This is a genomic window from Pseudothauera nasutitermitis, assembly GCF_004801295.1.
GTDB classification, from domain to species: domain Bacteria; phylum Pseudomonadota; class Gammaproteobacteria; order Burkholderiales; family Rhodocyclaceae; genus Pseudothauera; species Pseudothauera nasutitermitis.
Genome location: NZ_SSOC01000003.1, coordinates 360,906 through 386,039 on the forward strand (window position 1 = coordinate 360,906; position 25,134 = coordinate 386,039).

20 protein-coding genes are annotated in these 25,134 nt (G+C 61.9%); 19 read left to right on the forward strand and 1 reads right to left on the reverse strand.

The genetic code is table 11. The annotated features are described in order from the left end of the window. Positions 1-23 precede the first annotated feature (23 nt). The 14 genes from E6C76_RS08995 (at position 24) to E6C76_RS09060 (ending at position 18,322) form a co-directional block, all read left to right on the forward strand. A complete protein-coding gene (locus tag E6C76_RS08995) occupies positions 24-1,850 on the forward strand; it encodes a radical SAM protein (protein WP_230976231.1) in 1,827 nt (608 codons plus the stop codon). A gap of 56 nt (positions 1,851-1,906) precedes the next feature. Beyond that, on the forward strand, positions 1,907-3,349 hold the full coding sequence (locus E6C76_RS09000) for a polysaccharide pyruvyl transferase family protein (RefSeq protein WP_136347893.1): 1,443 nt from the start codon (positions 1,907-1,909) through the stop codon (positions 3,347-3,349). A 31-nt stretch (positions 3,350-3,380) separates the two neighbouring features. Next, on the forward strand, positions 3,381-4,463 hold the full coding sequence (locus tag E6C76_RS09005; RefSeq protein WP_168734299.1) for a glycosyltransferase family 2 protein: 1,083 nt from the start codon (positions 3,381-3,383) through the stop codon (positions 4,461-4,463). Beyond that, entirely contained in the window at positions 4,460-5,671 is a 1,212-nt protein-coding gene (locus E6C76_RS09010; RefSeq protein ID WP_136347895.1) for an FkbM family methyltransferase, read from the forward strand. The genes E6C76_RS09005 and E6C76_RS09010 overlap by 4 nt, the downstream gene beginning before the upstream one ends. Before the next feature lie 48 nt (positions 5,672-5,719). Continuing rightward, positions 5,720-6,841: a glycosyltransferase family 2 protein gene (locus tag E6C76_RS09015; protein ID WP_136347896.1), complete on the forward strand. Its 1,122-nt coding sequence runs from the start codon at positions 5,720-5,722 to the stop codon at positions 6,839-6,841. Then, complete coding sequence (locus E6C76_RS09020) at positions 6,838-8,043, forward strand: radical SAM protein (protein WP_136347897.1); 1,206 nt, start codon at positions 6,838-6,840, stop codon at positions 8,041-8,043. The genes E6C76_RS09015 and E6C76_RS09020 overlap by 4 nt, the downstream gene beginning before the upstream one ends. Beyond that, positions 8,040-8,549: an NUDIX domain-containing protein gene (locus E6C76_RS09025; RefSeq protein ID WP_136347898.1), complete on the forward strand. Its 510-nt coding sequence runs from the start codon at positions 8,040-8,042 to the stop codon at positions 8,547-8,549. Before E6C76_RS09020 ends, E6C76_RS09025 begins: the two co-directional genes overlap by 4 nt. After that, on the forward strand, positions 8,546-9,595 hold the full coding sequence (locus E6C76_RS09030) for a radical SAM protein (protein WP_211090171.1): 1,050 nt from the start codon (positions 8,546-8,548) through the stop codon (positions 9,593-9,595). The genes E6C76_RS09025 and E6C76_RS09030 overlap by 4 nt, the downstream gene beginning before the upstream one ends. A 109-nt stretch (positions 9,596-9,704) precedes the next feature. Beyond that, on the forward strand, positions 9,705-10,817 hold the full coding sequence (locus tag E6C76_RS09035; protein WP_230976211.1) for a radical SAM/SPASM domain-containing protein: 1,113 nt from the start codon (positions 9,705-9,707) through the stop codon (positions 10,815-10,817). Between the two features lie 25 nt (positions 10,818-10,842). Next, on the forward strand, positions 10,843-11,637 hold the full coding sequence (locus E6C76_RS09040) for a hypothetical protein (RefSeq protein WP_136347900.1): 795 nt from the start codon (positions 10,843-10,845) through the stop codon (positions 11,635-11,637). 25 nt (positions 11,638-11,662) lie between these two features. Further along, positions 11,663-12,727, forward strand: coding sequence for an NAD-dependent epimerase/dehydratase family protein (locus E6C76_RS09045; RefSeq protein ID WP_168734301.1), 1,065 nt, complete (start codon positions 11,663-11,665; stop codon positions 12,725-12,727). Between the two features lie 42 nt (positions 12,728-12,769). Further along, positions 12,770-14,458 carry a tetratricopeptide repeat protein gene (locus E6C76_RS09050; protein WP_136347902.1) on the forward strand — a complete coding sequence of 563 codons (1,689 nt, stop codon included), beginning with the start codon at positions 12,770-12,772 and terminating at the stop codon, positions 14,456-14,458. After that, the gene (locus tag E6C76_RS09055; protein ID WP_136347903.1) at positions 14,455-17,109 is read left to right on the forward strand and encodes a glycosyltransferase; all 2,655 of its coding nucleotides are present in this window, start codon (positions 14,455-14,457) and stop codon (positions 17,107-17,109) included. The genes E6C76_RS09050 and E6C76_RS09055 overlap by 4 nt, the downstream gene beginning before the upstream one ends. A 325-nt stretch (positions 17,110-17,434) precedes the next feature. Then, on the forward strand, positions 17,435-18,322 hold the full coding sequence (locus tag E6C76_RS09060) for an Rpn family recombination-promoting nuclease/putative transposase (RefSeq protein WP_136347904.1): 888 nt from the start codon (positions 17,435-17,437) through the stop codon (positions 18,320-18,322). A 21-nt stretch (positions 18,323-18,343) separates the two neighbouring features. Here E6C76_RS09060 and E6C76_RS09065 read toward each other — a convergent pair whose 3' ends face one another. After that, on the reverse strand, positions 18,344-20,656 hold the full coding sequence (locus E6C76_RS09065; protein ID WP_168734302.1) for an O-linked N-acetylglucosamine transferase family protein: 2,313 nt from the start codon (positions 20,654-20,656) through the stop codon (positions 18,344-18,346). A gap of 282 nt (positions 20,657-20,938) precedes the next feature. On the opposite strand from E6C76_RS09065, the gene E6C76_RS09070 reads away from it, so the two are divergent. From E6C76_RS09070 to E6C76_RS09090, 5 genes are all read left to right on the forward strand, one after another. Further along, on the forward strand, positions 20,939-22,420 hold the full coding sequence (locus E6C76_RS09070; protein ID WP_136347906.1) for a flagellin N-terminal helical domain-containing protein: 1,482 nt from the start codon (positions 20,939-20,941) through the stop codon (positions 22,418-22,420). Positions 22,421-22,501: 81 nt separating this feature from the next. Continuing rightward, the gene (locus tag E6C76_RS09075) at positions 22,502-22,906 is read left to right on the forward strand and encodes a flagellar protein FlaG (protein ID WP_136347907.1); all 405 of its coding nucleotides are present in this window, start codon (positions 22,502-22,504) and stop codon (positions 22,904-22,906) included. Positions 22,907-22,934: 28 nt separating this feature from the next. Next, positions 22,935-24,344 (forward strand): flagellar filament capping protein FliD, encoded by a 1,410-nt coding sequence (fliD, locus tag E6C76_RS09080; protein WP_136347908.1) that lies wholly within the window; start codon positions 22,935-22,937, stop codon positions 24,342-24,344. Between the two features lie 17 nt (positions 24,345-24,361). Beyond that, positions 24,362-24,766 carry a flagellar export chaperone FliS gene (gene fliS / locus E6C76_RS09085; protein ID WP_136347909.1) on the forward strand — a complete coding sequence of 135 codons (405 nt, stop codon included), beginning with the start codon at positions 24,362-24,364 and terminating at the stop codon, positions 24,764-24,766. Between the two features lie 18 nt (positions 24,767-24,784). Further along, on the forward strand, positions 24,785-25,105 hold the full coding sequence (locus E6C76_RS09090) for a flagellar protein FliT (protein WP_136347910.1): 321 nt from the start codon (positions 24,785-24,787) through the stop codon (positions 25,103-25,105). Positions 25,106-25,134: the final 29 nt, after the last annotated feature.

Below are 25,134 nucleotides of genomic sequence, written 5' to 3' on the forward strand. Positions count from 1 at the left end.
ATGCGGATACCGATTCAGTGTCGATGAAATTGACAAAAAACTGCATGGCCCCCTGGCGAGCCGTGGAATTTCTCGCCGACGGCAAGATATCGCCGTGCTGCGGGCCGATCAGAGGGGATTTCGGCAATCTGCAGCAAGACTTGCCGACCCTGGGCGCCGAACGGGGGCTGTTCAGGAACGCCGACTACCGGAAACTGAGGAATGCCCTGTTGACCGGCGACCTGCCGGATGCCTGCAAGCAATGCAGGGCGGTCCACGAGCCGGACATTCCCGCCGAAGCGCTCGCCGCCAAGGTTGCCGCCTATCTGGAGGCGCGGGGCGTACCGACGGCCGGCGAAGATCTCGCCGGTCTGTACGCCTTCGACGAATGCGGTGGAAACATCACGAACCGGTGCAATTTTTCCTGCATCTACTGCTCGCACTCCGGCCCCGACGGGCACCGGGGCACGCTGGCGCAGGTGATGGACCAAGACTTCTTCATGGCGGTCCTGGACGAACTCGTCGCGCGGGGGCTGCAAATCTTCAACTTCTGCGGCTTGGGCGAACTGACCACCTATCGCCACTGGCAGCGCCTATGCCAGGAAATATTCGCCCGCCACCCCCGCCTCAGGCTGCGGCTGATAACGAATTTCGGCCGCAAGCTCGATGCCGACGAATTGCGGCTGCTGACCCGCTTCGAAATCGTCCAGATCAGTTGCGACACATTCGACGAGGAACGCTTCGCCTGGCTGCGCACCCATGGCAAGCTGCCCGTTTTGCGGCAGAACCTCGAAAACCTGCTGGCGGCCACCCGGGAACATGGACGGTCGCCGAGGATCGTTTTCAACGTCACGGTATCCAATGCCAACGTGGACGACATGGTCGAGGTATTTCGGTACGCAGCCGGCAACGACATCCATATCCACCTGAGCGCGCTCTTCGACATGGAGGGCTCGATCACCCAGGGAAAGGCCATCCTGGGGAAAATATGGGAAGTCTCCGACGCGGCACTGCTGCATAACCGCGAGGTCTTCATCGATCTGCCGAGAAGGGCGCTAGCCGCGAACCCCTCGATTACCTGTTGGGAATACCGGCACCTCCACGATCAAATCATGTCCCGGGCGGACCGCATCACTTTCGACCAGTTCGTCCCCGCAGAGCAGGAAATTTTCTACTCGGCATTTTTCTCCGCCCGCCTGTCGAACCAACAAACCTACCTGCGCAAGATCTGGCTGGGATTCGACGATTCGATTCGGGGAATCTGGATCGCGCCCGGAAATCGCTTCGTGATTCCCCTGCCCGCTCCGTCCGCCAGGCTGAGCTATCGCTGCCATACCGTTCGAACGCGCGTCGACGGCACACTCATCCTTGCCCAAGGCGAATCCCGCAGCGCGCATGTCGGCAAGCTGCTGACCGTCTCCGCACCGCGCGGCGGGGACGTCGACCATTTTCTCGAAATCACCGGCTACACCCCCGAGGAATCACTTCCGCCGCTTGACGAAATCGTTCTGGAAAACGGGGCATCCGTCCCCGCCGGATACCATGCGGTGCGGGAATCGGCGGACAGTTCGGGCGTCGAACGGATCGCCGCGCATTTCGCCGCAAGCCAGGAACCGCTGATCATCTGGTGCGCGGGCCTGAAAACCTTGCAGGCGCTATCCGACACACGCCTCGCCGAGGCGAACATCTCGATGATCGTCGACAGCGATGCGCACAAGCATGGCCAATCGATTTGCGGGCATGTCGTCCAATCAACGGAGCGCGTCCTGGAATGCGATCATCCGATCCTGATTCTCCATGCCTCCGAACCCCGAAGAATCGAGCAGCAAATACGGACAATGGGCATCGAAAACGAACTATTGATTCCATGAAGAAGCGATCCCTCACCGCCGGCTTCGGCCATCGTTCCCTGGCGGATGTGTAGCCGATGAACTATTTCGTCATCGCCCACCGATACACCGCCGGAACGAACTGCAACCTGGGCGACAGCATTCAAAGCATCGCGGTCGAACACCTGCTGCAAGACTGCGGGGTCCAGAAAACTGCCATCGGCCGACTGATCTGGGAAGAACTGGGCCTGCCCTCCGGACACCGTGGGATCTTGATCGTCCAGGGATGGTTCGGCTGCCGGCCCGGCACGTTTCCGCTGCCGATCTGCGACGAGGGAATTCTTCCCCTGTTCCATGGTTTCCACCTGAACGAGGGAAGCTGGGAATATCTGGCGGACAACCGGGCCTTCCTGGAATCGATGCAGAAACATGCCCCGATAGGCTGCCGGGATCTCGGAACGCGGGATTACCTGCGGAGCCTGGGGATCGAAGCCTATTACTCCGGCTGCCTCACCCTCGCCTTGCCGCGTCGGCAAGCACCCGGAAATCCCGAAGGGATTTACCTGATCGACCCACTGGGTGACATCGAACCCCATCTGCCCGCGGCCCTGCGCGATAGAGTCGTTCGCCTGGAACAGGAAGGGCCGCTGCCTTCCGGGAAATTCCCGATGTCGGACGAAGACATCGCCACCGTCCAGTCAATGGCTCACCAGCGCCTCGCTGAAATCCGCGACCGGGCAGCGCTGGTGGTAACCCGCCGCATCCACATTGCCCTGCCCTGCCTGGCAATGGGCATTCCCGTCGTCTTCACCTTCGGCCAGCCGGAAAATCCACGTGTGTCGATGCTCCGGCAATACCTGCCGATCCATACCCCCAACGACTACCCGACAATCGACTGGAACCCGCCCCCCCCGGATGTTGAATCGGAAAAGGCACGGATGGTGCTCATGTTCCGTCACAGATTACAAACCGTCGAGCGCAGCGCCGGCTACCCGACGAAGCGGTTGACCGAGGAAGAAGAACGGCAGGCCGCCGCTTGGCTGGACGCCGCCTGCCGGCAAGGGATGGCGTCGCCGGCCTTCACCGCCACCACTTTTTCACCTGCCCGTTTTTCACGTGCCCGCTTTTCACGTGCCCATTTCATCGAAACGGCCTTTACCCCCGAACAGCTCGGGCGGCTGGCGGCCGGCGCCCCGCTCATCCTGTTCGGCGCCGGAGCCGCCGGCATCCAGCTCAAGAGAGTCCTGGAATTCTTCGGCTTTGCCGTTGATCGATATTGCGACAACGGCGTGGCGGACGAAGATTCCCGTACCTGCGATGGCTTGCCGGTAATCGGCTTCGAGCGCTTGCTCGCCATGCCGGCTGAAAGCATCGTCTTCATATCGACACTCGCAGGATTCGCCGCAATCAACGCCCAGCTCGTTACCGCCGGCTTCCCGGCCGCACGCATGGCGGGGAGCCCACGGCTGATCGACGACTTTTCCCATTTCGTGGTCCCGTCGAAGACCCCTCTCGGATCGCCAGGCCATGCGACAAGATAAAAGCGGGCGGGAATGCCCACCGTGCGAAGGCTTGCCGCCGCTGGTCAGCGTCCGCATCCACAACTACAACTACGGCCGTTTCCTGCGCCAGTGTTTCGAGTCCGTCCTGGCCCAGACCTATCCCAATTTCGAGATCAGCTTTTCCGACAACGCCTCGGAAGACGAATCCTGGAAGATCGCACTCGAATACCAGCGGCGCCATCCCGACCGGGTCAGCATCGCCCGCAACCGGCAGAACTTCGGGCCGGACGCCAACATCGTCAACTGCGTCTTCCAATCGAGCGGCAAATACACGGTGCAGATGTGCTCGGACGACGTCATGGCACCGGATTTCATCGAGACGTGCGTTCGTACGCTTGAGGCGCATCCCGACTGCGCATTCGCCATGGTGCATCGCGGCATCATCGACGGCGACGGCGAGCCGCGCACGGAACCCCCTTTCTACGATCGCTCCTGCATCATCCCCGGGCATGAACAGGCGGCCGTCTACATGATGGCCGCCATCAACCCGAGCATCTCTCAAGTCATGTACGTATCGGCCCGCGAGGCAGCCCATCGCGTCGATTTCTCCAAGGTACTCGCGGGCCGCTGGTACGGCGCGAGGATCATGGATTTCAACCTGTGCTGCGATTACGACGTCGCCTACATCGACAGGCCCCTGCTGTACCACCGCCTGCACGGCGCCAATGACTCCCACGCAGCGGCCAGCAACCTGATGGAGGTGATCGGCCCCTACCTGCTGCATCTCCAGTTCGCGGAAATTGCCCGTACCAGGGGCATGCACGGAGTGCTCGAAAATCTGGACAGATCAACGGAAAAACTCGGCCAGCTCTGCCTGCGCTACAGCACGCGCGCTCTGGTGGAAGGTTTTTCCGAGGTTGCCGAACGCTACTTCCATCTGGCCCAGGCGCTCTCCCCGCGCGTCGCGGAAGAACCGGCATTCGCGGCGCTCGGGAAATTCTGGCACGCGGACGAAGATGAACGCCAGGGCATTCTCGACGCGCTGAAAAACAGCGAAAACCTGGTCGAACGGGCCATTTCCTATCCGCCCCCGGCCGGCAGCAGAAGCATTGGCGCGCAGGCGCTCTCCCGAAATCCAGGAGCCGAAGCATGAACATCATCGATCTCGTCACCGCCGCCTCTCCGGCGAAAGATCATGCGGATTTCATCGAGAACACGCTTGGCAGCCGCTTCGCCGAGGTTCGTGACGGAAAAATACCCTTCATCGTCCACGGCGCCGGCTCCGCCGGAGCGCGCATGGTTCCCGTGTTCCGCGCCCTTGATCTCGAACCCGTCGCCGTCACCGACAACGCCCCCGAAAAAATCGGATCGTCGATCCAGGGGCTTCCCGTCCTCGATCCGGAAACGGCCCACGCGCGACATCCATCGGCCATCGTCACGCTCGCCGCCGGCAAGTACCAGCAGGAAATCGCGGAACGCCTCCGCTCCGCCGGATTCGGGGAAGACCAGATCGTCCGGACCTCCCCGGACGCCCTGCGCTTCTATACGCACATCGAACAATGGCGATGGACGACCGCCGATCTGGCGCGTCACGCACCGGATCTGGAAAAGACCTACGCCCTGCTCTCCGACGACGAGTCGCGGCGCATTTTCGTGCAACGCCTCGCCCTGCTCCACAACCCCGCGGACTACCGGAGCTGGCAGCGACACCTCGCGGAAAATTCCTTCGTCAGGCGCTACCCGCCACCGCAGGACAAGGGCGCACCGGAAAGCCACTACTATTTCAACAACGACATCCTCCGGCTCGGCACCGGGGAAATACTCGTCGACTGCGGCGCTTTCGACGGCGACACCCTATATCACTTCCTGAAAAGGAAGCCGGCCGGCGGCAAGTACGTCGCCCACTGCCTCGAACCGGATTCCCACAGCTTTGCCAAGCTGCACGAGGTTGCACATGCCGACCCCGACGTTTTTCTTTACCGGATCGGCGCCTGGTCGGAAAAGGCAACCCTCTATTTCGAAAACCTGGGCACCACGGATTCCAGAATCAGCCGGGCGCCAACGCCCACCCGGATCGAGGTCGACCGGCTCGACGACCTCCTGCTCGGCCGGCCGGTCTCCATCATCAAAATGGATATCGAAGGTGCCGAAAGACAGGCTCTGCGCGGTGCCCGCGCGTTGATTCGCGAGAATCGACCGGCGCTGCTCATCAGCGTTTATCACCGGCGCGACGACCTGTTCGAGATTCCCGGGCTGATCGACGAAATCGTCCCGGGATACCGCTATTACTTGCGATTGTTCAGCGACGATTTCACGGAGCTGGTCCTGCTGGCCGTGCCGGAACGAGACCAAGACGAATGATGAACCGCGTGCCAAACCTCCACACCCCCTTTCACCTTCCGTCTCGCTATGTCGCCTTCCCCACCCCGTACGCCGCCCGGGCAAACACCGGAGATCAGCATCGTCGTTCCCGTGTTCAACGCGAGCGCCTTTCTCTCTTCTGCCGTCGACAGCGTGCTCGGACAAACTTTCGGTGGCTGGGAACTGATCCTCGTCGATGACGGCTCGGTCGACGACAGCCTCGCCCAGTGCACCACGTACGCCGCCCGCGACGCCCGGATTCGCGTCGTCGCGCAGGCGAACGGCGGCCCTTCGGCGGCCAGGAACCGGGGGGTGCGGGAAGCGCGCGGTACTTTCGTTTTCTTCCTCGACGCGGACGATCGCCTGCCCGCCGATGCCCTGGCCCACCTGAGGGAAGCCGCCGCCAGGGAAGGCGGCGACCTGATCCTGGGCAACTTTCTCAAGCAGGAAAATGATGCACCGCCCAAGGCGCAACCCGTCGTCTTCGCCGTCGACGCGCCGCCCTTCACGGGCGAAACCCGGATACTGGCCGGCCAGGCATTGCTCGATTACGTCCGGCACTTTCTGAATCATCCCAGCAATCATCTTGTCAGTTACTGCTGGGCCCGGCTGTACCGGCGTGCCGTAATCCTGGCGCACGGCATCGCAGCCGACGAGTCGATGCGTCTGTTCGAGGATTTCGCCTTCAATCTGGCTTTCCTCTGCCAGACGCGCAAACTGGTTTTCGTCAATCACCCGGTTTATGTTTACACACTGCGCAGCCAACACGCTTCCGCCAGCATGAGCATCCTGCACGCAGACAGCCTGACACGCGACATGACCGCCTTCAGGACGATGGTTGGGCGCTTTGCCGACGCCCTGTCACTCGCCGGCACGCCACGCCAGCGCTTGCATCAGGAAGCAGGGCACACCCTGATCCATTACGCGGTTATTTTCATCATTCGCACCTGCCGGCAGATCGCGCCCGACAACCACACGAAGATTCTGGGAGAAGTGCAACGCTTGGTGACGGCACCGGTGATCCGCGAGGCTTTGCCGTGTTACCGGCCCCGGCCTGGCACCAGCCGGCTGATCCCTTTTTTGATGCAGCTCAAGTTCACCCGGCTTCTTGCCGTAGTAGCCAGGGTAAAGGGCAATCGACGCTACGGGAAAATAGAACGGAAACCATGAGAACAGCCATTCTTGAACGCCTGCGCACGGCCCGCAAGCCCATCGTCCTGAGCGGCGCGGGCATCGTCGGCGAACAACTGATCGGCCTGTGCCGCGATCTCGGCATTCCCATCGCCGGGGTCTGCGACGGCAGCGTCAGGGTGATCGGCACCGACTTCTTCGGCCACACCGTCATCCCGACGGCCGAAGTAGCACGGCATTTCCCCGACCCGCTCGTACTGATCAGCGTGGCGGCCATCCGCGACGTAGTCGACCTGCTGGCCGCGCAGGGCATCGACGACTGGGTTGCGGCCGGCCCATTGCTCGAAGGCATCGACCTCGCGCAGGAAGACACCGAAATCGACTTCGTCAAGTTCTCCATCGAGAGCTGTATCACCATACATCGGGCCTTCCTCGACCCGGCGCAGCTTTTCCTGCGCAGTGTCGATCTCATCATCACCGAACGCTGCTCCCTCAAGTGCAAGGACTGCTCAAACCTGATGCAGTATTACGAGCAGCCACGCAACATGACGGTCGAGGAAATCCTCCACTCCATCCAGACCCTGTGCGCCCTGGCCGACGAGATCATGGAAGTACGGATCATCGGCGGCGACGCGTTCATGCACAAACAGTGGCCCGAAGTAGTCGGCCAACTGGTGGGCGAGGCAAAAATAAAGCGGATCGCCATCTACACCAATGGCGCCATCGTCCCTAAGGACGAGCAGGCCGCTCTGCTCCAGCATCCGAAGGTACTGCTCGTCGTCACCGATTACGGCCAGCTGTCACGCAACATGGGGCCTCTGCGGGCCTGGCTGGCACAACATGACGTGGCCCACCGGATTCTGACCGTGGATAGCTGGCTCGATTGTGCGAGCATCGAAAAACACAACCGCCCACGCGCGGACAATGTCGCCGTCTACCAGGAATGCTGTGCCAAGAACATGCTGACGCTCTCCTCCGGCAAACTGTTCCGCTGCCCATTCGCTGCCAACGCAGACCGCCTGGAAGCGGTACCCGATCTGCCCGGCGACTATGTCAACATCCTCGACGCCGACCTCTCCTCGCGCGATGAAATGCGTCGCCGCATCGGCCATTACACAACCGATCTGGAGTTCCTCGAAATCTGCGACTACTGTGCTGGCCGGCCCCTTGCCGGCAAAGAAGTCCCACCGGCGGTGCAAACCAGCAAGCCGCTGCATTACATCAAATACCCCCGCACATGAACGATCAGATCACCCAAGCCGTGGAGACACTCGTCGCGGCCGTTCCCGATCCCGCCCGGGGGCTGCCGGACGACATCTTCTATTACATCAGCCGCACCACGCCTTTCATCAATGTCGATCTGCTGATCCAGGACGAACGGGGACGCACGCTGCTCGCCTGGCGAGATGACATCCATTCAGGAACCGGCTGGCACATCCCCGGCGGAATCATCCGCTTCAAGGAAACCATTGCATCGCGTATCCAGCAGGTGGCGCTCTCCGAAATCGGCACACCGGTCGAATACGACCCGGAGCCGCTCGCACTCAACGAAATGATTCACCACGACCGCGATCTGCGGGGGCATTTCATCTCACTGCTATATCGCTGCCGCCTGGATAGCGCATTCATCCCGAAGAACGCCGGCCTGACACCGATGGATGCCGGCTATCTGAAATGGCATGAAGCATGCCCCGCCAACATGATCGCCTATCATGACGTCTACCGGGCGTACATCCGACAGCCATGACCGAAACCAAAATACAAGGAAAGGACATCAGCGGCCACGCGCCGGGCGGCCAGCGGCAACGGCTGGCTGACGCCCTGCCGCTGGATACGCCCTTCGTGGTCCAGATCTTTCCGGTCTACGCCTGTAATTTCAAATGCGGCTACTGCATTTTTTCCGTCGAGAAAGAAAGCCGCGGTTTCATCTCGGACAAGAACCTGATGGACTTCACGCTCTACCGCAAGTGCGTGGACGAGATGGCCCAATTTCCCCGGCAGATCAAGGTGCTGCGCTTCGTCGGAATCGGCGAACCCTTGCTGCACAAGAAGATCATCGACATGGTGGGCTATGCGACCGAACGGAATATCGCAGCGACGACCGAAATAGTCACCAACGGCCTGCTGCTGGATCAGCGCATGGTCGACGGCCTGGTTGCTGCCGGGCTCAAGCGCCTGGTCATTTCGATACAAGGGACCAGTGCAGAAAAATACGGTGAAGTCGCCGGCGCCAAGGTCGATTTCTCCCGCCTGCTCGACAATCTCGCCTATCTCCATCGTAATCGTGGGGAAACCCACGTCTACATCAAGATCATCGACACCGCGCTCGATGGCGAGGCCGACAGGGAGAAATTCCATTCTCTTTTTGGCGAGTATTGCGACACGATTGCAGTGGAGCAGACGGTCCCCATTCACAAGGCCATCGATTTCTCCCTCATACTCAAAGACAAATCCAACGCCCTGACCCAGTTTGGCCTCCCACTCGGGCAAGTCTCCGTTTGCCCGCAGCCTTTCTTCCACATGCAGATCAACCCGGATGGCAAGGTGGTCCCATGCTATTCCTGGGACTACCCGGCCATCCTCGGCGATTGCAACACGGAAAATGTCCGTGAGATCTGGAACGGAGAAAAATTCCGCCATTTCCGGCGCGCAATGCTGGATGGCGTTCAGCATGCGTCGCAAACCTGTATCGGCTGCAATATCATCCGCTACCGCTGGTTCCCGGAAGACGACCTCTCAAACGATACAGACCGGCTCAAACCGGCCTTCGATTGCCCCTCTTCCAAGTGTTGAGGGAGAACAACACCCGCGCACCATCCAGCCAGCGGATAAAAATGATTATTAAAAACACACCCCAATGCCACAATCGGCGCTTTTCAATTCGTACATAAAGGACTTGATCGTGAATCCAATTGAAGATCCGGCCGACCAATTACTGAGCGACGCCGAAAAGGAGCGCAGAAACGGCCTCCGCGCCCGCAAGCCTTACGTCGCGGCCAAGCTGGCGGCAATTGCAGACATGGAAGAGCGGGGCGAAATCAGCCCGATCATCCGTCTTGAGAAAAGCTATCTCTGCAACTTTCACTGCACCCACTGCTCCGCCGAGTTCTACATGGACAGGCATCTGGAGAAAGTATTCAAGATCACGGATACACGGCAGCAGATGAATCTCGATGACGTACGCGCGCTATCGAAACAGGCCGACGAACTGGGTCTGGCCAGGTTCGTGATTACCGGCGGGGAACCGCTCGTAATGAAAGATTTCGATGCCGTAGTGGAAGCCATTGACCCAGACAAGCATTACGTCATCACGGATACGAACGGCTGGTTCCTCGACCAGAAAAAAGCGCAGCACCTGAAGAAAATCGGCGTTGAAAAGGTTCAGATTTCCATCGACAGTTTTGTCGAGGACGAACACGATTCATTCAGGAACAAACCCGGATCCTATAAGCGCGCGATGAGAGCAATCGACGCAGCGCAGGAGGCAGGGCTGAACCTCATCATCCAGACCGTATTGGTAAAGGGTCGCGCGCGAACCAAGGAATTCCGCGATTTCTGTGAGTTCTCAACGAAACGCGGCATCGGCCTCTATGTATCCTATGCAAAGCCCACCGGCGCCTGCAAGGAACACCCGGACTTTGTCATCGACAAGGAAGAGGCGGACATCGTCCGGGAACTCGAAAAAGAATTCAACGTATTCACGCACATGACTCCATCGTATGGATCATACAAAGGATGCATTACCGTGAAAGGCATCATCACGGTAACCTCCTCCATGGAAGTCACTCCATGTCCGTATATTGATTTTTCGCTCGGAAACCTTCGTCAAACCTCCTTGAAGGAAATTCTCGCACGCGGCATGCGCAACCCCTGGTTAGGCCCCTATCGTCCAGACTGCCTGATCGGAGAGGATTTGAAATTCATGCAAATTCATGCCGAAAAAACCAACGGCGTCACCCTGCTGCCGGTACCTTGGGGAAAAGGATTCTCCGATGAAGACAGCGTAACCGGATGACCCACGAATCAAGATCCAGCCTTCAATGAAAAATTCCGCATACAGCACAAGCTCTCCGTTCGACATCCATGGCCGGTTGATTCCATCGGCACTCACCCACCCCGCCAACCTGGAGTCGCGGCGTTATTTCAGGATAGAGCAACCCGGGATCGACTACCCTGCGATCTTCAATCGCATAAAAAAACACCTGGGCCCGCCACTTGCACTGACCCATGAACAGTTCGAGCAGCGGGCGCAAAGCATCCTGACACGCCTGCAAGAAACCCCATGGGCGGAAAACATTACCCGTGGCACTCACGTACCCTTCTTCCTGCCGCGCTCCGAACGAATCGGCGACATTGGCGATTCGCTGGAAAAGACCTATCTGCCGGCAGTTGAATCATCCTTCTCGGAAAGCTTTCCTCAATACCAGTTCTCCAATCACCACCAGACCGGCCTGAGCGGAAAACTCTCCGTTCATCCCGACTCCCGCCACCAGAGTCTGCTCGATGCCATGCACGAACAGGATGTGGTCGGGTATTATTTCCCATGTCTGACGGAATATGCCGTACCTGCAGCCCAGGAACAGATCTCGGCACTGCCGGACATGTTCCACCTTGCAGGCGGCCATGACACCTGCGCGGCGCTTGTCGGCTCTCCAGGTCTGCTGCAACGCCACAAAGGCTATTCCAACATGCTCTGGCTGGCTGCCCTGCAAGCCGAGAAGGAAACTGCTGGCTACTATTTCGAACCCTACGGATTGAACCTGACGTTCAACAGAAGAGTGCATTTCGGAACAGCGTCGGAATACTGGGCAAGCGCGCTCGTTGTTCTGGGATAAGCCACACCACCGGAGAACCATTACATTGGCCCAGCAGGAAAGATCCAGCCTTGCCGGCGATCTCGAAGAAATCGTTTCAAGGCTGGCTCCCAAACTCAAGGAATTGAGAGGAGAACGCCTGTTCATCACCGGGGGAACCGGTTTTTTCGGCAAATGGCTGCTGGAAACCCTGGCATGGGTTAACAAGCGGTTGGCAGCGGATATCTCCGCCACCGTGCTGACACGGAACAGTGGGCGCTTTCTCGAGAAAATGCCGCAACTCGCCGGCAACGGCGCCATCGGCTTCGTACACGGGGATGTCCGGAATTTCTCCTTTCCTCCTGGCCACTTCTCCCATCTCATCCACATGGCGACAACCTCGGCCGAAGCCACCTTCGCCAACGAACCGCCCCTGGAAAAATTCACCACCACGGTTCTGGGCACGCAGCGCATGCTTGAATTCGCCGCACGCTGCGGTGCCGGCAAAATTCTTCTTACCAGTTCCGGAAATGCCTATGGACCGGTCACGGATTACCCGCTTCCGATAAGCGAAGAGTATCCGGGAGCCCCCGACATTACCCGGCCGGTCGCATCCGCGCTTGGCGAGGCCAAACGGGCAGCCGAACTCCTGGCCCGCATCCATGCCGGCATGAACGCCTACGAAGTCAAGATCTGTCGCTGCTTCACGTTCATCGGCCCCTATCTCCAAACTGACATCCACTATGCAGCGGGGAATTTCATTCGAGACGCGATCAACGGCGGCCCCATTCGTGTCCGAGGCAGTGGAACCCCTGTTCGATCCTTCCTGTATCCAACCGATCTGCTGGTATGGCTATTGACCGTCCTGTTTGATGCACCCTCGGGCCGGCTGTACAACGTGGGGTCGAGCGAACCGGTTTCAATCGGCGAACTCGCCGGGAAGATCGCCGGACAGGCCGGATGCACCGCGATTATCGAAAATAATTCAGATGAAAAAGAAACCTCATCACCGGACAATTACCTTCCAGAGACGACCCGGATAAGAAAAGAACTCAATGTCGAACAAACCGTCGACCTCGACACCGCGATAGCCAGAACGCTGAACTACTATCGCACATCCGGATTCCAGTAAAAACCGTAACGAGAAAATCCACCCTCGGAGTGAATGCGGGCCATGGCAAGAAAACAAATAAAACATTGCTTCCAGGCGGAAAACAACCCCTATTACATATTCGCGCCCGGCTACACTCACAGGGCCGCTGGCGTCCGCTGTTTGCACTATCTGTGCCATATCCTGAATGAACTCGGGTACGAAGCCTACGTACCCCACGGCACAAGGATCAGCCCTCATCTCAGAACGCCACGCCTGGATCCGGAAACCATCAAGAACCACTTCCTTAGCGGGAAAACTCCCATCTCCGTATATCCGGAAGTCGCTTATGAATACTCCTTCCAGACGCCCTCGAAGGCCCTCTGGCTCCTGAACACCCCCGGCACCGTCGGCGGCCCCAAGATCCTGCCGGCAGATGCCCTGATTTTTCACTTCGCCGAATGGATCACCCCCCAGGAGCGGGAATCGGCCCGGCTCACCACGCCTCTGGTGGACCTGAGAATATTCAACAATGACAACAACGAGCATGACCAGTCGAGAACCCTGACATGCTATTACGCACACAAGTATCTCATCGCCGGCTTTCAGGTACCTGATGCCATAAAAGACGGCTCCATCAGTCTTTGCCAGGACATACCGCGCTCCCCGGAAGAGATTGCAGCCATCCTCAGGCGATCGAAGGTCCTGTATTGCTACGAACAATCCTCCATCACCAATGAAGCCCTCCTGTGCGGCTGCCCGGTACTTCGGGTGCCATCCGACTATTTGACAAAAGAGGGATGGAACCCTCCCGGAACCGGCTGGGCGGACGAGCCGGGAATTCTTGAAAAGCTGACACGCGAAGTCAATGACTACAGGGCTCTCTATGAAAATAGCAATTCGTACATGCTGGACTCAATCCTGGATTTTGCATCTTCGACCCAGCAACGCCTGCCCCTGCACCAAGCACGGGAGCGCCCGTCCAAAATAGAAGCACTCTGGCTGCTGGCTCCGGAGCAGCGGGCGAAACACGTGAATCAATTCCTCGAAGCCCTGTCCAGGGAAGAGTTCTTCGCCCATCACGCATCGGCGACGGATCCCGCGTTGGTATTTTCCGCATGGATCGACCAGTCCGTTGCGAAAATCATCCCCAGCTCCGGGCCGGCGACCACAACGGCCCCTCCCCCCAAGACATCGAATGTGGAAACCATTTCCGTTTCCGACGAAAACAGACTCATTCAGAAGCTGGACAAACTCATCCGCCAGGGAGCGGATGAAGAAGCCATCCAGTTGATGGAACTTCTTATCGAACGCCAAACGACCCGATGGGAAATCCATGACATGCTCGGAGGCATTTACATCGAGCGAGGCCTCATGGACAAGGCCATTTCCATCCTGCCGCAAGGCGCGTCACTGGAGTTCTCCTCGACGAATTGTCTGCGCAAGCTTGCCGCTGCATTTACCCTGCAAAACCGGCTATGGCAGGCACTCGCCACCTGCGCGCAAATCCTGAAGCGCGAACCGGATGACGGAGAGCTTCATATTTTTGTCCGGGACATTCTCGTCTCCACGAACCCTCGCATCGACAACATTTCGTGGATTGAACCAGAATGGAACGTCTTGCAGGAAGAGTTGGCGCATTCCAGACATTGCGCAGATCAGGCTCATGCCTTCCTGACGACCCTTCAGGAAAAGGCCCGCAGAATGCTCGAAACGCAAAACCCATTTGAAACCCTCAAGGAAACGCGGCAGCACACCCCATTCACGCCATGACACCATCCGACACCTACCAGGACTGGATCGCCACCCACCGCTTCCACGCAAGCGACGCCAGGGCCTACGAACAGCGTATCCAGACCTGGGACACGCCGCCGCGCTTCCACCTCGCCGTACTCGACGAAGGCGGCGACACGCAGGCATTGGCCCGCACCCTGCGATCCCTGGCGGGGCAGTATTACTCCGGCGTGTTCGTCAGCGTCGCCAGTCCGCAGCCCGCCCCCGAAGGCTTGAACGGTGACCGCCTGGCATGGCACGCCGGGGAAGCGGTAGGGGAAAACGCCGCCCGGGCATTGGCCGACGCGCCGGAAACCCGCTGGGTCGGCATCGTGCGCGCCGGCGATCTGCTCGCGCCGCATGCCCTGCTGGTGCTGGCCGAATACCTGCACTCGAACCCGCAATTGCATGCGGTCTATACCGACGAAGACATCGTCGAGGCGGATGGCGCCCGCCATTCCCCGCGCTTCAAACCGGATTTCGATCTCGAATGGCTGCGCGGCAGCGCCTACATCGGTGGCCTGTTGCTGGCCCGGCAGACCATCTGGCAGGCCGCGGGCGGCTGGCAGCTTCTGCCCGACCGGCAAGGCGAATTCGATCTTGCCCTGCAGCTGGCGGAGCACCTGCCGGCGGCCGCCTTCGGCCATCTGGCGGACGTGCTGTATCACCGCAGCGCGGCGCATCCGGCCCTTCACCCCTTGCCGGAGGGCAGTTACCCGCAACTGCCCTGCCTGCAACGCCACCTGGCCCGCCAGGCGCCGCAAGCCCAGGCCCATCCCGGCCTGGCCGCCGGCACCGCCCGCATCCTCTATCCGCTGCAAGCGGCGCCACGGGTTTCCATCCTCATTGCCGCCGACGACCGGCTCACTCACCTGCAACGCTGCATCGAGAACCTTTTCGAGCAGACCGACTATCCCGATTTCGAAGTCGTCCTGATCGGGCATCAAGCGCTTGACACTGACACTCAGGCTTACCTGCAAGCCTTGCGGCAACTGGGCGACGACCGGCTCACCGTACACACCGATGCGCCGGCCACTTCTCCCTCTGCGCGCATCCATTTCGGCGCGCAGGCAGCCAGTGGCGCGCTGCTGCTGATGCTGGCCCCGAGCACGGCCGCCCTGCACCGCGACTGGCTGGGCGAGATGGTTGCGCTGTCGCAGCAGCCGGAAGTCGTGGCGGTCGGCGCCCGCCTGCTGCGCAGCGACGGCAGCCTGCAACATGGCGGCTATCTGCTCGGACTCGACGGCGCGGCAGCCACGCCATTCGCCGGCAAGCCGGCCGACGAGGCGGATGTGCTGGCGCGCAACCAGGTCAGCCACCAAGTTTCCGCCGTCAGCGGCGCCTGCCTGCTGGTGGCGCGGGAGGCTTACCTGTCCGCCGGTGGCTTCGACCACGAGGTTTTTCCGGACGCCTGGGCCGATGTGGACTTCTGCCTGCGGCTTTCCGCCGACGGCAAGCGCATCCTGTGGACACCCTTTGCCACCTTGCTGCACTCCGACGCCGAGACGCCGGCCCCGGCGCAGCACGATACCAGCCTGGCACTTCAGCAACGCTGGCTGAGCCGCCTGGCCCGCGATCCGGCCTCCAATCCCAACCTCAGCCTGCGCGGAACGGCGCTCCAGCCGGAGCCGGAAGCGGTCCTGTCGTGGAACCCCACCCCCTGGAATCCCCTGCCGCGCATCCTGGTCCATCCCATCAACCGCGCGGGCAGCGGCGAATACCGCATGCTCGTTCCCGCGCGCGCCCTGCAGGACGCCGGCCTCACCCGCAACTATGCCAGCCAGCGTTTTCTCATCCCGGTCGAAACCGCCAAGGCCGACCTATCGACCATCGTGGTGCAACAGCCGACCAGCGAACGCCATCTGTGCGCGCTGGAAATCTATCAGGCGCACAGCCGCGCGCTGCGTATCGTCGAGGTAGACGACCTGGTCACCCAGGTTTCGCCGGAAAATCCGGCGGCCAGGCATTTCGGCGATAACGCCCTGCGTTGCTTCGAAGCCTCGCTGCGGCGATGCGACCGCCTGGTCGTTCCCACTGCCCCGCTGGCGGAAGCCTATGGTCCGCTGGTGCCGGAAGTGCGCATCGCGCCCAACTATCTTCCTGGAGCGGTGTGGGGGGCGGTCGCCCCTCCACGCAAGCAGCGCAAGAAGCCCCGTGTCGGCTGGTCGGGCAGCGATTCCCACCTCGGCGACCTGCAATTGCTGTCGCAGATCGTTCCGCTGCTGTCACGCGAGGTGGACTGGGTGTTCTTCGGCATCGTCCGGCCGGAACTACGCCCCTACATCAAGCAGATCCATGGTGCCGTACCATTCGATGCCTATCCCGCGCAACTGGCCGCCATGGATCTCGACCTGGCGCTCGCCCCCATCGGCGCAAGCGCCTTCAACGAGGCCAAGAGCCCGCTCAAGCTGCTCGAATACGGCATTCTCGGCTACCCCGTGGTGTGCTCGGACGTCGGTCCCTACCAGCAGCCGGACTTCCCGGTGAAACGCGTCGCCAACACCGCGCAGGCCTGGATCGCCGCCATCCGCGAGCGTATTCACGATCTCGACGCAACCCGCGCCGAAGGCCAGGCACTGCAGGCCCACGTCCGCCGACACTGGATGCTGGAAGACCATCTGGACGAATGGCGTGCCGCCTGGACGCGCTAGCAGGCCGGGCCGCAGGAGCGGCCTTATTCACCCGGCAATGAAACACGCCCTCAGCTTGTCGAGGGATGTTGGCCACTCGTCAGTCCAGCACAGCAGGCGGTCAGCCATCCGCCAACTCGCACGGCACGGCCGGCGCGGTACCGACCCAAACCGGACCTCATACAACACCTGATACCAGGGTAATCGCAGGAAATCCTTTACAGGCGTTTGCCCTGCCATGGCAGGAGCGGGCTGCCGCCAGCCGCGCATCGCTCCGGGCGGGCAAATGATGTTAATGGCATTATTGATATAGAATTCCCGCCATTTCCCCGCCCCGGCCACCGCCATGTCCCGCCCCCTGCTCGATCCGCGCAACGATTTCGTCTTCAAGCGCCTGTTCTCCGCCGCCCCGGACCTGCTCGCCGACCTCATCAACGCCGTGCGCGCCGACGCGCCCCCGGTGGAGGTGGTCGACATCCTCAACCCGAGCATCGAACCGGCCGAACTCACCGGCAAGTTCATCGTGCTCGACGTACTCGCCCGCGACGCCGCCGGGCGCCTCTACAACGTCGAGATGCAGGTCCGCCGCCATGCCGGCTGGAACGCCCGCAGCGCCTACTATCTGGCCCGCCTGCTGGCCGGACAGTTGAATGGCGGCGAGGACTACACCCGGCTCAAGCCGGTGATCGGCATCCACCTGCTCGATTTCACCCTGTTCGACGAGCCCGCCCAGGCACACTGGTGCTTCGAACTGCGCGACCGCCGCCAGCCGCGCATCCTGCTGGGAGAGGAACTACAATTGAACGTGCTCGAACTGCCCAAGGCCGACCGCCTGCTGGCGCACAGCCATGGCGTGCTGGCAGACTGGGTGACTTGGTTCGAGCACTGGCAGGAGGACGACCGCATGCGCCACATCACCCACGAACCGGTCCTGCAAGCGCAGGACTACCTCGACGCCCTGTCGGCCAACGACGAAGCCCGCCGCCTGGCCTTCGTGCGCGAACGCGCGCTGCGCGATGAGAAGACCGAACTAAAGGTGGCGCGGGAGGAAGGGCTGGCGAAAGGTCGCATGGAAGGCCAGTCCGCCGTGCTTCTGCGCCTGCTCGAACGCCGCTTCGGCCCATTGCCGGACACCCTGCGCGAACGCGTCGCCCAGGCCGGCGAGGCCGAGCTGCTGGAATGGACCGACCGCGTGCTGCTTGCCGGCAGCCTGGAAGACATACTCGGCGCTTGAATCCGCAGCACCGTCACTGCTTCAGACGGAAACCATGGCCGGCACATCGATATGCGCCGCCGGCAACCCCTGCCGGTGGCGTGCCCAGGCCATTTCCAGGCCCGCGCCGAAATGGCGCGCGAAGGCCCGCGCGTCGAACAGCGCGACCCGGTCGCGGGTTTCGCGCAACTGCGTACGCAAGGCGGCGCGCTGCGCACCGTCGCACACCAGCCTGAACACCAGTGCCTCATAATCGGCCGGATCGTGCGCCACCAGCTGCGGCAGGCCCGCCGCGCACACGATACTGGCCGATACGCGCGACACGAAGGTCTCGCCGCAAAGCGCCACCTGCGGCACGCCGGCCCACAAGGCGTCGCTGGCCGTGGTGTGCGCATTCACCGGGAAGGTATCGAGGGCGATGTCCGCCTGCGCCAGACGCCCCAGATGTTCGGCCACCGGCAGGCGCGGCGCCCACACCAGCCGCGCGGGATCGATCCCGGCCGCCTGCGCCTCGCGGACGAGAACCGCCTTTGCGCTGTCCGGTCCGTCGAGCAGCCACAGCACCGCCTGCGGACAACGCGCGAGCACGCGCAGCCACAGCGCGAACAGCTCGCGAGTGATCTTGTAATACTGATGGAAGGCCGCCAACACCACCGCGTCCTCCGGCAGTCCCAGGGCCGCGCGGGAAGGCATGGCGCCAATGACGCGGTGGCGATCGTTGGGCTGGTAGCAGCCCGGCAGGCGCAGCACCTGCTCGCTGTAGCCGGCCTCTGCTCCATGCGGAATCACTACCGCATCGGCAATGATGTAGTCCAGCCAGGGCGCGCCCATGGTGCCCGGGAAGCCCAGCCACTGCATCTGCACCGGCGCGGGACGGTAGGCCAGCACCTCGGTCCGCGCGCCTTGCGTCCAGCCCTTGAGATCGATCGCGATCCCGACGCCGTCCGCCCGCATGCGTTGCGCGGCTTCCAGGCCAGCCATCGACGCGATCGGCACCCAGTCCGGAATGGCCTCGCGCAAACGGCGGCGGTAGGCGTCGCCTTCCCCGGCCGGCGGACCATAATCGTAGGCGATCAGGTGGAAGCGGCCGGGGTCCAGCGCCTCCAGCATGCCGGTCATCAAGTGCGCGGTGGCGTGATCGCGGAAATCCGCGGACAACAGCCCGACCCGCAGACGCTCCTGATCGTCCGTCCCCACCGGCGGCGAAGCCGGGGCAAGCGCGGGCAGTTCCGCGAACCGATCGGCATAATTGCGCGCCACCTGCAACTGGGCTGCGGCATCCGTCCCCGGGGTGGTCAGAAAGGCAAACGGTGACGGACGGCATTCATCCGCCGCGCGCAGATTACCCGCGCTCAATTGCCGCCCCAGTTCGCCTTCCATCAACTGCGCCGCATCCCAGTCAGCGACCTGGCGGCAGGCATGGGCGGCCTGCAACAGCCAGGCGGGGTGCTGAAAGCGTGTAACAGCCTCGACAAACGCCGCACGCGCATCGTCATGCTCCCCCAGGTCCACGCAGACACAGCCGAGGTTGTACCAGGCATCGGCGCATTCTCCATCATGCGCCAAGGCCTGCATGAACTGCTGCTTCGCCTCTTCCCAGGCACCCGCGTCGCGCAAGGCAGTACCCAGGTTGTTGAATCCCGGCGCCCATTGCGGGGCCAGGGCCACCGCTCTCCTGCCGGCCTTGATCGCCTCTTCCAGCCGGGTCTGGCTGCGCAGCAGCACGCACAGGTTCGACCAGATCACCGCATTGTCCGGCGTCTCGTTCAACGCCGCGGCAAGCAATTGCTCAGCCTCTTTCTGTTCCTCCGGAGAACCGTCTACCAGCAAGGCCCCCAGCACCCCCAATGCCCCGGCGTCTTGCGGCAAATGCTGCAGGTTCAGGCGGCAAAACCTGCGCTGCAGGTCCGCATCGCCCACTTCGAGGACCAGTTCCCGGCACAAGCGCGCCAATTCCTCGTCTTGCGGAGAACGCTCGTAGGCCAGCCAGAATTGCTCCAGCGCTTCGATACGCTTGCCCTGCTGCAGCAATGCACAGCCCAGGTTGTGACGGGGGGTGGCGGCATCCGGCAACAGCTCCACCGCCCGGCGGTGCGCGGCAATCGCTCCTTCCGCATCACCCAGCGCGTCCAGGGCGTTGCCGAGATTGCTCCAGGTCTGCCCGTCTCCCGGCAGGAGTTCAACCGCAAGGCGTAGCACCCGCACCGCCTCGTCGTGTTCACCAAGCAGATGCAATGCACTACCGAGCAACTTGTGCGCAGGGCCGAAGCGCGCATGCCGCGCACACAGTGCACGGGCCAGCTCAGCCGCCTGTGCAGGACGGCCGGAGACGAAATGCGTCGCGGCCTCGCTCAAGAAAGCCTGGTCCCGTGCCGAAAGAGAACTGTGTCCGGTCATAAAGCGCGGCACCCATGTCAGTTCGGAGAGTGCCGCATCTTACCGTGCCGCGCGGACCATCCCCGCGCACAAGATTGCCGGCCACCGGCAAAGCCGGCAAAAAATTCCTAAAGTTCGCACCCCAGGGGTCGTTAATGGACCCAAGAGCACAGGAATCGGATTTGCAGACTGGCTCGTAGCAGGTTCCCCGGCAAACGCCGGCCCTTATTGGTACTTCTTCTCTACGTCGGGAGAAAAATCATGGCACAAGTCATCAACACCAACGTTCAGTCGCTCAACGCTCAGCGCCACCTGAACAACTCCGCCAGCTCGCTGTCCACCTCGCTGCAGCGCCTGTCGTCCGGCCTTCGTATCAACAGCGCCAAGGACGACGCCGCCGGCCTCGCCATTTCCGAGCGCTTCAGCGCGCAGATCCGCGGTCTGGATCAAGCCCGCCGCAATGCCAACGACGGCATCTCGCTGGCGCAGACCGCCGAAGGCGCGCTCGAATCCGCCGGCAACATCCTGCAGCGTATCCGCGAACTGGCCGTGCAATCGTCCAACGCGTCCAACTCGGCTTCCGACCGTCAGGCGCTGAACGCCGAAGTGAACGAGCTCACCGCCGAACTCGACCGCATCGCCAAGACCACCGAGTTCAACGGCCAGAAGCTGCTGGACGGCTCTTTCACCTCCGCCACCTTCCAGGTCGGCGCCAACGCCGGCCAGAGCATCACCGCCACCTCGGCCAACTTCAGCACCAGCCAGTACGGCAACTACCGTATCGGCTCCAAGGTGGCCACGGATGCGGGCGCCAAGGGCGACCTGACCGCCGGCAGCACCGCTGCGGCGATTGCCTCGAACGCCGCGGCTACCAGCCGGGTCGTGGGCGGCACCATCACCATCAACGGCGCGGCAGGCCAGGCCACTGTCGCCATCGCTGCCGGCGCTTCCGCCAAGAAGGCTGCCGAACAGATCAACGCGGAAACCGGCAAGACCGGCGTGAAGGCTTCCGCCAAGACCGAAATCGACGTGACCGCGATGACGGCGAACACGTCCTACAAGTTCGATGTGAAGTCGGACAACGACACCGCGGTGACGATCTCCTTCACCATCGGTAGCGCGGTCGATCAGGACGGTCTGGCAGCCGCGGTCAATGCCTTCAACGACGTGTCCGCCAAGACCGGCGTGACCGCCCGGGTCAACGACGCCGGCGACGGCATCACCCTGCTCAACGCCAATGGCGAGAACATCACCATCGAGAACGCGGCGAGCGGCTCTGCCTCGGCGACGATCGGCGGCACCGCCACCGCCACCGGCGCCACCGCTGTCGCCACCGGCCAACTGGTGCTCGACTCCGAGAAGTCCTTCAGCCTCGACGCCGCGAACACCACCGACTTCTTCAGCGCGGCAGCGGCATCCGGCCAGCTGCAGAAGGTCGCGGACCTGGACGTGAGCTCGGTGGATTCCTCGCAGCGCACCCTGGCGATGGTCGACTCCGCCCTGGCCGCGGTGAATAGCCAGCGTGCCAAGTACGGCGCCCTGCAGTCCCGCTTCGAAACCACGATCGCCAACCTGCAGACCACGTCGGAAAACATGTCGGCCTCCCGCAGCCGCATCCGCGACACCGACTTCGCCGCGGAAACGGCCAACCTGACCCGCGCGCAGATCCTGCAGCAAGCCGGCACCGCGATGCTCTCGCAAGCCAACGCCCTGCCGCAGAACGTGCTTTCGCTGCTCGGCTAAACAGAGTAGGCTGATGCACAATGCACGGCGCGGGGCTCGCAAGAGCCTCGCGCCGTTCCCCCATAGAGGAGGAAAACGATCATGAGTACTCCTGCCCTGGGCGGCCTGCCGGCCGCCGATCTCCGGCAACTTCCGCCTCTGGCTCCCCTGCCCTCCGCCGCGCAGCAGGCCGGTGCAGCACTTGCCGGGCAAAAGACCACCGAAACGTCGAAGGCCGAACAAACCAAAGACGTCGCCGAATCCGCCGCCAAGACGCCGGCCACGGTATCCGACATCCAGAAGGCACTGGATGAAGTGCGCGAAACCATTCAGCCCGTGGCACGAAATCTGCTTTTCTCGCTTGACGAAGATACCGGAAAGACCGTGGTCAAGGTGATCGACACCAGCACGGACGAAGTCATCCGGCAGATTCCATCCGAGGAAATCATTTCCATCGCCAAGGCGTTGGACAAGCTGCAAGGGCTGTTGCTGCGCCAGGAAGCCTGAGCGGCCCATAGAGAAGGAGAAGCACATCATGGCTGCGATTACCACCGGCGGTTCCGTCATCGACATCAACACCATTGTTTCTGGGTTGATGACGGTCGAACAGCAACCGCTTGCCCGGCTCGCCACCAAGGAGGCCGCCCAGCAGGCCAAGCTTTCCGCCTTCGGCCAGATCAAGAGCTCGCTGGCTTCCCTGCAGACCGCCACCGATGCGCTGAAAAAGCTGGACACTTTCACCGCCACCAAGACCACGGTGAGCAGCGATGCTGGCTTTACCGCCACATCGAAGGCGGGCGCGGCCAGTGGCAGCCATACCGTGGAAGTGCTCAACCTTGCGCGCGAGCAGCGCATCGCCACGGCGGCGGACAGCACCTTCACCCCTGCCGCCGGCAAGCTGACCGTCCAGTTCGGCACGATCACCGATGGCGCCTTCGTCGCCGACGGCGAGCGCATGGCCTCGCTGGAGTTCGAAGGCAGCACCCTGGAAGAATTGCGCGATGCCATCAATGGCGATGCCTCCCTGGGCATCAAGGCCAGCATCATCAACAACGGTACGCACAACCAGCTCGTCCTGACCGGCAGCGCCACCGGCGAGAACATGGCCTTCCGGCTGACCGGCGAAGATGGTCTGGCGGATCTCAGCTATGACCCCGCCGCAACCCCGGCCACTGGAGACAAGCTGTATTCCGTGCAGGCTGCCGAAAGCGCCCGCCTCAAGGTCGACGGCATCGAAATCACCCGCAGCAAGAACACCATCGACGACGTGATCGACGGCGTCACCCTGACCCTGACCAAGGAGCCCACGGGCACCGCCACCAGCGTCAAGGGCACACTGAGCATCACAGAAGATACCAGCGCGGCCAAGAGCGCCATCGAAGCCTTCGTGAAGGCCTACAACGAGGCGTACAGCACCATCCGCTCGCTGACCTCCTATGATGCGGAAAACGAGCAGGCCTCCACGCTCACTGGCGACTCCACCGCGCGCAACATCCAAAACCAGCTGCGCAACGCCCTCAATGCCACGTACGCCAACGACGGCCTCACCTCGCTGTCGCAGCTCGGCATCTCCTTCGACAAGACCGACCGCACCACGCTGGTCATCGACGACACCAAACTCGAGGCCGCACTCAAGGATCCGAGCAAGAATGTCGGCAATTTCTTTGCCGGCGAGGCAGGCTTCGCCACCTCCCTCAGCGCCCGGCTGGAAAGCTTCCTGGACTCCAAGGAAGGGGTCATCGCCGGACGTACCGACGGCATCAACACCACGATCAAGGCGCTGACCAAGCAGTACGATGCGCTGGAGGCAAAACTGGTCACGGTGGAAGAGAACTACCGCTTGCAGTACTCCAAGCTCGACACCCTGCTCGCCAGCCTGACCCAGACCAGCACCTATCTGACCCAGCAACTGGCCAGCCTGCCGAAGATCGGTTCATCCAGTTAAAAACCGGGAATCAAGCCATGTTCGGTACCCGCTCCTATGCAAACCGCGCTTCGGCCTACACCCGGGTCGGCACGGAAACCGGTGTCGAGGCGGCCTCTCCGCATCAGTTGATCCTGATGCTCTACGACGGTGCGCTGCTGGCATTGCGCACCGCCGAGAGCGCGATGGAGCACGACGACATCCCCCGCCGGGGCGCCGCCATCTCCAAGGCCATCGACATCATCACCAATGGCCTCAAGGTCAGCCTGGATCTGAACAGCGGCGGCGAACTCGCCGTCCGGCTGGATGCGCTGTACGAATACATGGCGGACCGCCTGCTGTATGCCAACCTGCACAACAGCCAGGCCGCGCTGGACGAAGTTTCCGGCCTGCTGGCGGGCTTGCGTGAAGCCTGGCAGGGCATTGCCGACCAGGTCGGCTGAAGAAAAGGAGGTTCCCGCATGCTGACCAGCACGGAAGCCAACCGCCTGCTGTCCCTGTATGAAGCCATGCTCGGCGTGGCGCGCGACAATGACTGGGACCGTCTGGCCGAGCTGCAGCAGCAGGCCGCCGATCTGCGCGATCAAAGCCAGGCCCGCGCGCCCCTCGAACTGACGCATGCCGATCAGGAAGCCGTGACGGCGACGTTGCAGCGCATCCTCGAACTCGATCGGGAAATCCGTACTCATGCGGAGCCCGCCCTGGAAAGCACCCGCAAGCTGCTCTCCGGCTCGGTTCTGGATCGCAACGTCCGTAACGCCTATGGGAAGTTCGGAGGTTAGGGTCTGTTGTCATAGGTTTCATGGGTCGC

Bases quoted from the DNA above. Each gene is read 5' to 3' on its own strand.
- E6C76_RS08995 (WP_230976231.1), top strand. From the start codon at position 24: ATGAAATTGACAAAAAACTGCATGGCCCCCTGGCGAGCCGTGGAATTT.
- E6C76_RS09000 (WP_136347893.1), top strand. From the start codon at position 1,907: ATGAACTATTTCGTCATCGCCCACCGATACACCGCCGGAACGAACTGC.
- E6C76_RS09010 (WP_136347895.1), top strand. From the start codon at position 4,460: ATGAACATCATCGATCTCGTCACCGCCGCCTCTCCGGCGAAAGATCAT.
- E6C76_RS09015 (WP_136347896.1), top strand. From the start codon at position 5,720: ATGTCGCCTTCCCCACCCCGTACGCCGCCCGGGCAAACACCGGAGATC.
- E6C76_RS09020 (WP_136347897.1), top strand. From the start codon at position 6,838: ATGAGAACAGCCATTCTTGAACGCCTGCGCACGGCCCGCAAGCCCATC.
- E6C76_RS09025 (WP_136347898.1), top strand. From the start codon at position 8,040: ATGAACGATCAGATCACCCAAGCCGTGGAGACACTCGTCGCGGCCGTT.
- E6C76_RS09030 (WP_211090171.1), top strand. From the start codon at position 8,546: ATGACCGAAACCAAAATACAAGGAAAGGACATCAGCGGCCACGCGCCG.
- E6C76_RS09040 (WP_136347900.1), top strand. From the start codon at position 10,843: ATGAAAAATTCCGCATACAGCACAAGCTCTCCGTTCGACATCCATGGC.
- E6C76_RS09050 (WP_136347902.1), top strand. From the start codon at position 12,770: ATGGCAAGAAAACAAATAAAACATTGCTTCCAGGCGGAAAACAACCCC.
- E6C76_RS09055 (WP_136347903.1), top strand. From the start codon at position 14,455: ATGACACCATCCGACACCTACCAGGACTGGATCGCCACCCACCGCTTC.
- E6C76_RS09060 (WP_136347904.1), top strand. From the start codon at position 17,435: ATGTCCCGCCCCCTGCTCGATCCGCGCAACGATTTCGTCTTCAAGCGC.
- E6C76_RS09070 (WP_136347906.1), top strand. From the start codon at position 20,939: ATGGCACAAGTCATCAACACCAACGTTCAGTCGCTCAACGCTCAGCGC.
- E6C76_RS09075 (WP_136347907.1), top strand. From the start codon at position 22,502: ATGAGTACTCCTGCCCTGGGCGGCCTGCCGGCCGCCGATCTCCGGCAA.
- fliD (WP_136347908.1), top strand. From the start codon at position 22,935: ATGGCTGCGATTACCACCGGCGGTTCCGTCATCGACATCAACACCATT.
- fliS (WP_136347909.1), top strand. From the start codon at position 24,362: ATGTTCGGTACCCGCTCCTATGCAAACCGCGCTTCGGCCTACACCCGG.
- E6C76_RS09090 (WP_136347910.1), top strand. From the start codon at position 24,785: ATGCTGACCAGCACGGAAGCCAACCGCCTGCTGTCCCTGTATGAAGCC.